This is a genomic window from Oleiphilus sp. HI0061 (assembly GCF_001635675.1).
The window spans coordinates 1-12,950 of the sequence record NZ_LWFE01001032.1; the positions used below are offsets into that span (position 1 = coordinate 1).

At 43.9% G+C, this 12,950-nt stretch carries 5 protein-coding genes; all 5 read right to left on the reverse strand.

The window, feature by feature from the left end:
- Window positions 1-2,157, reverse strand: a 2,157-nt coding sequence (locus A3735_RS13055) for a condensation domain-containing protein (protein WP_156499649.1), incomplete at its 3' end; no start/stop codon positions are given.
- Window positions 2,157-8,897, reverse strand: coding sequence for a type I polyketide synthase (locus A3735_RS13060; protein WP_068554300.1), 6,741 nt, complete (start codon window positions 8,895-8,897; stop codon window positions 2,157-2,159). The genes A3735_RS13060 and A3735_RS13055, both read right to left, overlap by 1 nt.
- A 139-nt stretch (window positions 8,898-9,036) precedes the next feature.
- Complete coding sequence (locus A3735_RS13065) at window positions 9,037-11,115, reverse strand: molybdopterin cofactor-binding domain-containing protein (RefSeq protein WP_068515303.1); 2,079 nt, start codon at window positions 11,113-11,115, stop codon at window positions 9,037-9,039.
- Window positions 11,116-11,136: 21 nt separating this feature from the next.
- Window positions 11,137-12,270, reverse strand: coding sequence for a GNAT family N-acetyltransferase (locus tag A3735_RS13070; RefSeq protein WP_068515295.1), 1,134 nt, complete (start codon window positions 12,268-12,270; stop codon window positions 11,137-11,139).
- Window positions 12,270-12,950 (reverse strand): NAD(+) synthase (nadE, locus tag A3735_RS13075; RefSeq protein WP_068638149.1); only part of this gene is annotated, 681 nt, incomplete at its 5' end. The genes A3735_RS13070 and nadE, both read right to left, overlap by 1 nt.

Below are 12,950 nucleotides of genomic sequence, written 5' to 3' on the forward strand. Positions count from 1 at the left end.
GGCGGGTGTTGCTTGCATGAAGTTTGCCTGATGCTTTATCAGCAAGCTTAATAAACGTCGACCATCACTACTATCCTGTTTCTTGGCAATAATGATTTTGGCGCCGACCCAGAGTGGCAAGTAGAGTTCAAGTACGGCAATATCAAAAGACAAAGTTGTTACTGCCATCAGGGTATCATCAGCCTGGAGCCCTGGCTTTTCGGCCATGCTGTGTAAGAAGTTCATGACGGAAGCATGGGGTACCACAACGCCTTTAGGCTTTCCGGTAGAACCGGAGGTATAGATGATATACGCAGCTGTATCCTCAGGGATTGTTACATCTGGGCAAGCTGTGTTCTGCTGTGATAGACGTTCAGAAATCAGATCGGTATTGAGTATGTGTGCAACAGAAGGCAGGCGCTTGATATGCGTTTCTTGAGTGACTAGGTGTTGTAAGCCCGAGTCTTCAATCATGTACGCCAAACGATCATCGGGGAAGTCAGGGTCAAGCGGGACATAGCTGGCGCCGACTTTCAATATGCCAATTAGGGCCGCGAGCATATGCTGAGAGCGGTCCAGGCACAAGCCAACGCGGTCCCCAACCGATACGTGCTCCTCTAATAGGAGCTGAGCCCACTGTGAGCTAAGTTCATCAAGCTGACGATAGCTTAAGACTTCCTGCTCAAATATGACGGCATCTTTTTCGGCAAATTGTTGAGCTTGATGATGAAGGTAGTGACCGACAGTGCGAGGGGCGTTGGCTTGTTCTTCATGCCAGAAATGGTGCGTACCTAGGCTACGAGTAAGTAAATATTCATAATCGTTAATAGGGCTGAGTTCCAGCTCGCTGAGTGACTGGTTTAGATTAAAACTACACTGGGTTAGGAGCCAGATATATTCATCGATTCGGGCTTTGATTGACTCTTCCAGGAATAGGTCAGTATTGTACTGGCACTCGATTGTGAAGTGGTCACCGTAGTCGGCGACATTCATAAACTGTTCAAAGTTTTCATAAAACCTTGGGTTTGAGTGGAAACTACATTTTAGCTCGTGAAAATCTAGATGTTCGTCTTCCAAGCCTGTATCAAAGTTGTAAAGCAGGGGTAAAAGTGGAATTCTTGAAGGATCCCTTGCAATGGGTAGCTCTCGAATCAACTCCCCAAAGGTAAAGTTCTGATGTTCAAAAGCGTCTAGAATCTCTTCACTAATTTCGTGTATTGCTTGAGCAACTGATATAGAAGGATTTAGCTCACTGACGATAGGAACTGTCGAAACACAATGACCAATCAAAGAATTCGGAGCGATACCGGGTTGTGCTGCGGTTGGCATTCCTACTGCTAAAAAGGACTCTCCTGTCCAGCGCTGCAAGGCAATAAAATAGATCGCCATTGTATAAGCGCTTAGGCTGCATCCTATGCTGGCTGCACTTTTCTTAATTTCAGTGATTAGATCTAGGTCGACATCAACATCTATTCGGCGCGCATTGAAGGTTCTATTCTTGGGGCGGTCTTTATCTAATATAAGCTCGTAATCGGGAATTCTTTTTGAAAATTTATCTAGCCAATATTGTTTGTCCTCGTTCTCTGAAGATTGACCTGCAAAATCAACAAAAGAGTATGCTTCTTCTAAATCAGCCGAATTTCCCTTTACGGTGCTATTGTAAAAGGCTGACAAATCTGCGATCACGATGCCAAGAGACCAGCCATCACAAATAATATGATGAGCAGTGAATATCAGGTAGTGACAGGTATCCGACTCTTTCAGTAAGCGAACTCTGAATAAAGGGCCATTGACTAGGTCCAGAGGCTCGCGGGCTTCGCTTTCAATAAGTTCTTCAAGAGCTTGTTTTTCAATATTTTCTAAGCCGCATTGAATTTCCTGATAGTCGAATACTCTAAAGCTTGTGCCATCTTCAGAAAAACTGGCTCTGAGAGCATCATGCCTTGCAACGGTTAGCTCAAGTGCATTGATGAGAGCAGGCACTCTGAGCTCTCCTTTAAACTTTAAGGTAAAGGATTCGTTAAAAGCACTTGAAGCCTTTGGATCCATCAGGACAGACGACCATATTTCAAGTTGTGCTGCCGTGGACGGAACCGATTTTATCAGGGTCGGTTTTTGATCAGCAAAGGGGTCGAAATCTACCGAAACAGATTGTATGGTCTTGATTTGGCTGGTCATTAGTTTTGCTCTAGCATTCTGTATTTTCCAGGTTGTTCAGGGTCCTTTATGAACCATGCTGGCTTTCCTTGGGAATCTTTTCCTAATCTAGCTCCTGGAACTGGCGGAGTGTTTTGCAATGGCGCCGTTTCTTCAGTGTTTTGGGTGTTCGTGTTTTTGCTAGGATCGAGCTCGGGAAAGAATCCTAACGACAGCATTTCGTCGACGGCTTCCTCAAAAGCTTTAATGATTGCAGCGATATCTTCATCACTATGAGCTGTGGTAAGGAAACATGGGCGTGCATCCCATATATGGATTCCTTTTTCTCTCAACAGCGTAAATATTAGTTCCTCGTAAGCGATATCTTGGGGAATTTTAAAACGGAATAGGGACTGGCAGTTCACGACTTTGATCGGAGCATGTCGTTGGCTTGCGTACAGGTTCATTTGCTCGACCATTGCAGCGGTCTTGTTGCCCAAATCCTGCTGTATGCTAGGCTCGGCTATTAGTTTATCTAATACTGCATTTGCTGCAGCCATCGCGAGTGGGTGGCGTACAAAGGTTCCCGCAAAGTAGGTTACGCCAACTTCGGGCGATGAGTCATCACCATATCGCCATTGGCCACCATCTAAGGCGTCCATATACTTGGACTTGCCTCCAATAACACCAATTGGCATACCTCCACCGATAATCTTACCGTAGGTTGCGATATCTGCTGGAATATCGAAATGGCCTTGAGCTCCTCGTGGTCCGAGGCGGAAACCTGTAATGACTTCATCGAATATAAGGGCCATCTCATTTTGATCGCATAAGCTCCTTAACTCTTGAACGAACTCTTTAGGCTGAAGTTCTGGGTTTCGGCTTTGTACAGGTTCGATCAGAACAGCAGCGATGTCATCGGCGTTTTCTTCGATATACTTTAAAGACTGTGGGTCACCGTAGTCTAGAATCATTGTGTTGGCGACGGCCTCTCCAGGAATACCGGCGGCTGCTGGTAACGGTAGGCCATTCGAACCTCGATGGACGATAACCTCATCATTGATTCCATGATAGTCGTTTTCAAACATGACGATATGTTCTTTGCCTGTCACTGTGCGCGCTAATCGTATGGCGCCAAGTACAGCTTCAGAACCAGTATTACAGAAAGCAACACGCTCTAGTTGAGTTAACTGGCAAAATTTCTTGGATACCTTTTCAGTTAAGGGGTTCTGGGGGCCGATTTCGTAACCGGTTTCTAGCTGTTTGGCAACGGCCGAGCGAATAAATTCAGCACCATTGCCAAAGAAATTTGAGCCAAAGCCACAGGTGACGTCAATCAAACAATTTCCGTCGATATCCCAAAGGTGTGCGCCGGCAGACTTCTCGACAACAATAGGGTAAATAACCTCTTTCAGTTTATCTCGAAACCCGGAGACTACTCGAGGGTCCGCGAGCTGGGAGCGGTTTGCTTGAGCGAAGTCTTTAGACTTTGAAAACTTGGCATTATAGCGCTGACTAAGCTTTTCCAAATTCTGCTGTTGATCGGCACTGAGCTCATTTGAGCGCTTAACGTTAATACGGGTGCCCGCACCAAAGGGTTTTTTGTCTTGAGTATCGCTTAGCTCCGCGGTGCCGGAGGTTTGTGTAGTGGCAGGTACTGAAGCTTGAACTGGCGCTCCTGCTTGACCCTGGCTTAATTGGTTTAATAAAGCAATTTGACTGTTTACCAATTGAAGTTGCTGCGAAAGCAAACTGTTTAAAGGCGAGCCGTTTGCATTGGTGGTAGTCGCGTGACTTACTGGTAAAGGAGCGGAAACAGAAGGCGTGTCAATGTGAACAGGTGCTTGGTTCGGTGTTGCCACAGGCGCGCTAGTTAAGGCTCCGTCGCCCTCTAACTTTGTCGCTAGCTTATTGAATGAACTATATTCATTCATAAGTTGACGGAAGGTTACTTTGGATTTGAAGGTCTTTTTCAGTTTTAAGGCTAACTGCGTTAAGAATAGAGAATCGAGGCCTAATTCGAAAAAGGTTGCATCAGGATTGGCGTCGTTTAAGTCGATGCCCGAAGTATCTGAAAAAAGTGTTTTGAGTTGGCTGATCGCGTTTGTCGTCATGGTGTCGGCTTCTATATCATTAAATAAGTTGGTTCCAGATACTACTTGAGTCTCCTGAATTGAGACTGGGCTAGCGCCTAATGATGCAATATCGAGAAAGTTGTTATTCATGGCTGCAAACTGTTGTTGCAGCCCTTGGCTAAGTTGAGTCAGGTCGCCCAAGAAATTGGACTGATTACTGTCAAAGCTCTTACTAAGCTCTTGTTCTAGGTTGAAGGCGGAGTGACTGGCCTGTGGTGCTATATAGAAATCTTTATGTTCAAAGGCATAAGGAGGTAAAAACCCCATCGCTGGTTTTATCGGCCTGGCTAGTTTACGCCAGTCGACAGATAATCCCGTTTTCCATATATTGCCTAGGCAGGCGATAAATTGGCTATCTTCAGCTTCTTCTGTTGGCTTTGGTAGGGCCGTTATTATATTAAGGTCATCCTTATCTTCCAAGCATTGGCTAAGTAAGTGAGACGCAACACGTCTTGGGCCGCAATCTATAACAATAAGGTTTGACCACTTGCTTAGCTTTTCAGTGCCACCTTTGAACTGTACCGGAGCTACTATCTGGCTAGCCCAGTAGCGAGTGTCGCTTGCTTGTTCATCTGTAATCCAGTCGCCGCTGACACAGGAAATAAATGGGATACTGGGCTTTTTGCAATGAATGCCCTTGAGCTCTGTGATGAAAGCCTGCTCGGCAGGGATCATCATTGGCGAGTGGAAAGCGTGCGAGGTTCTTAGCTTTGTGCAATGAATACTGGCCTTCTCCAGTGCTTCTTTTGCTTGTTCAATATGAACATCTTCACCAGAGAGAGTGAGTGATTCAGGAGTATTTTGAGCTGAAAGAACAACACTATCCGGAATTAAGTGCTTGATTGCGTCAAAGCTGCTTTCTACGGCTAACATGCTACCACTCGCCTGTCTTTGCATGACTCTGCCGCGCGTTAAAACTACTCTAATTGCCGTGTGTAAATCGAATACCCCAGACAAGGTTGCCGCAGCTAGTTCACCAATGCTGTGTCCCATCATTCCGTCGGGTTTGATACCAAGCTCCATTAAACTTGATGCAATAGCATAACCCACCGAAAACAATGCTATTTGCGTGTTCTCAGTAAGGTGAAGGCTTGGATCATCCGAGAATAGGATATGTATGAGATCGACGTTAAATTCGTCTTTGCATATCTCGATGCAGTTATCCAAATGTGCTCTAAAGAGCGGAAGTTCATTGTAGAGCTTCTTACCCATACGATTAACTTGAGTTCCTTGTCCAGGAAACATAAATATAATCTTTGGGTCCTTTGTAGGCGCGTCTGAAGCATTCTTAGTGAACTGTGATAGTTCACTAAGAATGCTGTCTCTAGTTGTTCCTAATATAGCTTGTCGATACTTCAATGCTTGTCGGTGAAAGCAGTAGGTGTTTTTAAGGTGATCGATATCTGTGTCAGTATTTTTTAGTAGAAATGTTTCAAGTTGCCTAGCTTGATCAGCGAGTGATTTGGGTGAATTTGCACTAAGACACAGTGGTAGTTTTGTTGGTGTCTGTGCAGAAGCAGTTGCCGGCTCAGCGTCATACCCAGAGATAATCACATGAGCATTGGTGCCTCCTATGCCAAATGAGCTGATACCTGCATATCGCTGGCCAATTTCCTGTTTCCAAGTAGCGGTGGTTGTAGCGACAGAAAACGGTGAAGACTCTAGCCTTAAGTCAGGGTTTGGTGATGTGAAATTAATACTGGCCGGAATCTGTCCTTTCGATACAGATAGTGCAGACTTTATTAAGCCCGTGACACCGGCTGCTGCAGTTAAATGCCCCAGGTTGCTTTTGACGGATCCTAGTAGGCACTGAGCTTCAGGTATTTTAGAGTTTTGTTCAAAGACTGCTTTCAGGGCCGATACTTCGATAGGGTCACCAATGGGGGTAGCGGTTCCGTGAGCTTCTATGTACCCTATCTTATCTGCAGTGAGTCCAGCATCTTGTTGTGCTGCCAGAATAACGTTTTTCTGACCCTCTTCGCTTGGGGCTGAAAAGCTGCCTTTTTGAGCGCCATCATTGTTGACTGCTACACCTTTGATAACGGCTGTTACTCTATCTTCGTCTTCGATAGCGTAATCGAGTCGTTTTAGAACGACCAAACCGCCACCATCACTAAACACAGTGCCGTTTGCCTCGCGATCGAAGGGGCGCGTATGACCGTCATGAGACTTGATACTTCCTTCTTCGGGGATATGAGGTTGTTCTTGCGGGAAGGAGAGAGAAGCGGCTCCAGCAATGGCGACCTCGCATTCGCCAGAGCGGAGAGCTTCAACAGCCTGGCACACCGCTACCAGAGATGTCGAGCAGGCAGTCTGAATGTTGACTGCAGGGCCGTTTAAGTTAAGTTTGTGCGCAATTCGTGTTGCGGTGTAATCTTTTTCATTTGCGACCATAGCTTGTAAAGCGCCATAGTCAGCGAGCTTTTCAGGGTTTTTTAAAACATTTTCTAAATAGTATGAATTATTACCGGTACCACAGAAGACGCCAATACGTCCCGGAAATTCGTCAGCAACAATTCCAGAGTCTTCTATGGCGTGCCAAGCTAGCTCGAGCATAATGCGTTGCTGTGGATCTATAAACTCGGCTTCAATTGGTGAAATTCCAAAAAAACTCGCATCGAGAGCAAGAGGCTCTGCAATGATACCTCGAGTGTTAACTTCACCATCTGCTGACGTGGGTGCAAATACATGCAGGCTTTCTTTTTCTGCTAGCAAGTTCTCCCAAAATTGTGGAAGGTTATTTGCGCCAGGTGCATTAATGGCCATGCCTATAATAGCGATGTCACGAGAGCCATCTTTGCGGGAGTTAGTATTTCGTGTCTGATAGTTGTTAGTTCTCACTTGCTTACTAAGATGATTGATAAACGAGTCTATCGAAGCGTATTGAAAAAGCTTATAGGCGGGTATATCTAGCTGAAAGCTTTCATATAGCTGAACTGATAACTGGTTCGCCATGAGTGATGTCATGCCTACATCAACCAGACTTTTTGATGTGTCGATATTGTCGTTACCAAGCAAGGAATAGATCATTGAGCTTAGTGACACTTTATCTGGCACAGCTATTAGCTGCTCTTTCTGCATGCTTGAAACCTGCTCAGCTAACTTACCTTGATTGGCGTGATACTGGGCGAGCATACTCTTGCGGTCGATTTTCCCTGAAGGCGTTGTCATCAGTGCATCGCTGAACAGAAAATGAGACGGCTGCATATAGGCAGGTAGCTCTTGCGTGAGGTATGCTTTGAGTATTGAAGCATCCTCAGAGTTGCTTACAATAAAAGCAATAATCGATTTTTGCGCTTCGCTCTCTGAAACTGTTACAGCTGCATTGGAGACACTCTCATGCTTCATTAAACAGGCTTCAATTTCCGATAACTCAATACGATAGCCACTAATTTTTACTTGGTTATCAGTTCTACCTGAATAAACTAACTGGCCCTTATTATCTGCTGAGACCAAATCCCCTGTACGATAGCAAAGTTGTTCTTTGCCATTGATCGTCATAGTGACAAAGCGTTTGTTTGTCTCTATCGAATTATTTATGTAACCAGTAGCTAAAACTGGGCCGCTAATATAGAGCTCTCCTACTTCTCCAGCTCTGACATTTTGGCCATTATCATTCAATATATTAAGTTTCGCGTGAGGTAATGCGCTACCAATTGGGGGTATTTCCGGCCAATCGCTGGCAGGGGCTCTCATGATAAGTTCGCTTACCACATGAGACTCTGAAGGGCCGTATTGATTTGACAAGCTTGTCTTAGGGAGCTGTTCGAAGATAGACCTAATATCCTCAGTGATAATTAGCTGCTCGCCCGCGGTGATAACTTCTTTCAAGGACTTCGGCACGATGTTTAGTCGAACAAACCATTGCATCAGGTTTTTCAAGGCGACATAAGGCATGAAAATTCGTTCGATTTGATGTTCGAGTATATATTCAGCAAGAGACTTAAAGTCTTGTTTGATCAGTGGGTCAAGAGTGTATAGCGTTGCGCCAAGTGATAAGCTAGAAAAGATTTCCTGGAAAGATACATCAAAACTGAGCGAGGAAAATTGCAAGGTCTTAGGGGCGTAGTTTTCGTTGTAATGAGCATTCTGCCAGTCGATCAGCTTATTTAGAGGGCCATGGGGCATCGCGACGCCTTTGGGGCGCCCTGTTGAACCCGAGGTATAGATTAAATAGGCAGCAGTCGATTCTTCTAGTTGAGCGCTATCGATGCCAAAGTTCTTAAATGCTTGGGACTTATTTGCTAGGACCTGTTCTAAGGTTTCTTCTGTAGGGAATGTTTGACTAAAGTTAATTGATTTGGTCGACTTCGGCGCAAATTCACATACCCTATCACATAGCACAAAGCTCGCATTCGCGTTTTCCAGCATGTATGCCAATCGATCGTTGGGGTAGATCGGGTCAAGAGGAATGTAGGCACAGCCATAGTCCAGCAACGCGATCATACTTGCTATCGCCAAGGGTTTCGATTCGAAATATAGACCAACGTAGCTACCTTGTTCTAGCTCCAACTGTTTGAGCCTGGAATTGATTCCTGCAACAAGCTGCCCGAGTTCAGCATAGCTTATCGAGACTTGATTATCTTGAATCGCTATTGACGTGGGGATAGAGTCAAAGTTTTGTTTGACCGTGTCGATGAAATTCAAGCTGACCTCTTTGCCTTGGGTGTTAGAGTTTATATAATTATTGCAGTGTCACTTACTTCTGAGTGGGAAGCTAGAGATTGAAGCAGTCTATTTCAAGGTAATTTCCTTTAATATCGATCTATTGATACTTCTTTAGTCACTAAAGTTTAAACGGCGTTCTTCTATGCCTTACCCCTGTAGCGGAATAAACTGAGTTAGCGATGGCTGGTGCGATGATTGGCACGGCTATTTCACCAATTCCACCAGGATCAACATTGCTAGGAATTACCTCAATGTATATTTTTGGTGTTTCATTTATTTTAATCAGGGGGTAATCATCAAAGTTATGTTGCTCAATGCGGTTGTTCTGTATTGTGATTGAATGACCTAACGAAGCATTTAATCCATAGAGAATTCCGCCTTCTATTTGAGCTGTCACTGAGTCTGGGTCGATAACGGTGCCGCAATCAACGACACAGTGGATTTCCGTAATTGTAATGCCTTCTTTGTTCTTGTTTAGCAGAACTGTTAATGCAATATAGCTTCCGAACCCTCTATTAAAGGCGATGCCAATATATTCTCCTTTGCTAAGATGCCAGTTCCATTTACTTACCTCTTTTAACTTTTCTAAAAGCCTCTTTGAACGGTCATCGTGTCGAAGTAAATTTTGTCTAAAGAGAAAAGGGTCTGTGTTTTCGTAGTGAGCTATTTCATCTATAAAGCTTTCAGTTGCAAAAACATGATTTGAATAGGCAACGGAGCGCCAAGAACCAATAGGGATACCGTGATCTAGCGTTTGAAAATAGAGTGACCGATTGGGAATATCGTATGGGAAGTCAATGGCACCACCACTTATTTTCCCCTCTGACGCCCCAGAAGCTGTGTGTCTCCAGTGAGTAATCTTCCCTTTGTCTATTTGGGATTCTATACGGTGAGATGAATAAGGTCGGTAGAAATCATTTTGTATATCCTCTTCTCTTGACCAGAGTAATTTAACCGGAAAGTTGAACTCTTTTGCAATGATGACAGCTTCGGTAACAAAGTCCTGCTCCAGTCGACGACCAAATCCTCCTCCTAAAAGAGTGGTATGAACTCTAACATTATCAGATATTCCAAGTTTACGAAGAACTTTTGAACTCCATTTACCAAGTTGTGTGTGGTATGCCTCTCTCGCTGCACCAAGGGCCATCATTGGATGTTGAGTTGGTGCCCATACGTCACAGCCATCATCGTGAATATGGGCGGTACAATTGATCGGCTCCATACAAGCATGAGCTTGATACGCGCTGTGATAATCAGCACTGATACCTTCTCCTGAAGGGAAGGCGTTGCCGAATTGTTTTACGAGCTTGCCAGTGTGACTTAAGGCATCAATAAAGTCTCTTTCTATCTGAGCTTGGTTTAGGTCATTATCTGTTTCGGAGTGCCATGTAATATTTAAGGTTGATAAGACATTTTTCGCTAGCCAATAGGACGTAGCTACAACCGCAACGGCGTTATTTAGCTTTACTATTCCTTTAACACCGGAGCTTAATTGCCTTGTAGTGGAGACTGACGCTAGTGTTGATTTAAATGTGGGGGCGTGAGTAATTGCAGCATAGTGCAAGTTTTCCAGCTCAGTATCGATACCATATTGTGCCTGTCCCTTGACGATGTCGTGAACGTTTAGGCTAGGGTTTTTGTTCCCTATAAAGTTAAATTCACTAGGTTTTTTAAGAGCAGGATTTTTAGGGGGGTGGAATGTGCTGGCCAGCTTACTCAAGTCGCCATAACTAATGTGCTTTCCTGTTTGCTGGTTTATAACTTGGCCATTTTTGGTGCTTAAACTTTGTTGATCAACCTCCCAAGTTTGGGCTGCTGCTTGTAGTAGCATGCCCCTGACACCTGCAGCCCCAGTTCGAAGAGGGAGCCATAGTGACTTGATTGAGCTACTTCCACTGGTTCGAAGTTGGGCATGCTTCGTGTCCGCGTCAGCCAGCTTGATTTCTATAGTTGACCATTCTAAATCTAATTCTTCCGCTATGATTGCGGGTATTGCATTAATGATTCCTTGCCCCATTTCGATTTTGGGTAAGGTAATGACAACTCGATTGTCTGTGTGAATACTTAGCCAAGCTTTTGGTGAAAATGCTAGGCTTTCAGTATTCCATTCATTACAGCCATTGAGAGAAATGCCAAGTGAAAGGCCTACACCGGCGCTAGTGGTTAGTTTTAAGAATTCTCTACGATTAGTATCCATAAGCTGGTATTCATAAACTATCTAAGGTTTGAAGAACATGAAATCCATATCAGAGTCTGCAAATGTAATTCGCCAATTTTTTATATCCTGTGCTTGCATTAGATTGCAGGCTTCACCTTTACAGTGAAGCATAAATAGATCACCATGAGGACGTTTTATAAAAAGTGACTTCTTCAATTCGTGTTCCATGTCCAGGTTGATGCCTTGATACATGATTGCATCAACATTTTTTTCTAAGGCTAACTTTTCACTTAGCTTGATTAGATCAGGGTAGTCTGAATCTGGAGCTAAGTAGTCACAAATTGCTAGAACCTGTTTTCCTTGCCACTCACTAATCATTGTAACCAAGTAGCTTGATAGGTTTTCTCCTTCGTATAGGAAGTGAATGTCGTAAGGGTGCTGTGATGGTGTTTCAATGTAGCGCCACTCAAAATACTCAGCATTCTTTCTAATGTTGAGTATTTTGAGATTATGTTCCTTGTTGTATAGGTATTCTAAATCCTTCTTATAATTCTCAACTTGGGATATCGGTTTTATCGTTTTTCTAGTTCTTACTAAGTGCTTTAGTCGAGTAAAAAAACGAACGCCCCAGGCTATTGTTGGATAAATTATAGTACCTTTTACCCCATGGCCTTGTTGGGTGCTAGAAAATCCTTTTGCTGTAAGAGGTTTAATATAGAAAGCTATATTTCCAAGATTGTACCAGTTCAATCTTGTAAACATCGCTTGAGCAGCTTGAGATATCCCTAGGCCTATAACGAAATCATGTTGATCCATGAGCTTTTTGATCAAAGCAACGCCTAGGCCTCTCATTCTCCATTTTTCATCGACCGAGAGGTCAATGGCACAGCACCCTGAGTAAACCTTATCGGCATAATTAACCGTACACTTTAAACCATACTGGGTGCCGACAACATCATTCCCGTCCCAAGCGATATATCGGGGGTTTTTGATGTTATTTGAAAATAGCCAATCGTTGTACTCGGGGGAGTGTCGCAAAGGGCTATTTACAAAAGCTTGTTTAAGGAATGAGTCGACACCTTCCGTTTCATTGTCTGTAACGGTTTCACGAATTCGATCCTTAAAACGCACGGCAAGCCTGTCAAAAACTTTTTGTTGATTGTTTTTCGTTTGGCTTTTTTTAGCACTCATCATTACCAACCCAAATCAACCTTGTCTATTAACTGTGCATGGAGGTGTAAATATTGAGTTGTTTTACGTTTGCTTTCAATATCATTGTAAATAAAGTCTGCTTGTTCAGTGCTCGTGTTTAATGCTTCTGCTAACTCTGATGATGGCTTTTCGTTGTTATAGAACCACAGCGCTACATCCATTTTGTTATATGGAAGAGCGAAGTAAAATTCGTCCTGCCCCTGGCTTAGGCTGTAGGTGTCGGTAGTGGGGGTGGCACTACAGATTTCTTCAGGCAGCCCTAGGTGACGAGCTAATTCATATACTTGTGTTTTATATAGGTGAGCAATTGGTTTGATGTCTGCTAAACCGTCTCCACCTTTGACAAAGAAGCCTTGATCATATTCAACTCGATTAGGTGTACCCACTACAGCATAGTTCAGCCGATCTGCATGGAAATAGTCCATATTTTTACGGATACGTTGCTTAAAGTTTGTTGCTGCTACAATTGTCAGGTACTCATTTAAACCCAAACGCTTTTGCTGCTGCTTGCCGGACGGGTCTTCAACGACAAGTTTGAAGTGGTTAATTTGTCCTTTAGCCCCTCCATCGATCACTATTTTATTTTTCCAACCTTCGCAATACTCTGGGAAGGTCTTTTTGATCGCTTGATCGCGCCATTCATAACAACCTATTGCTTCTAG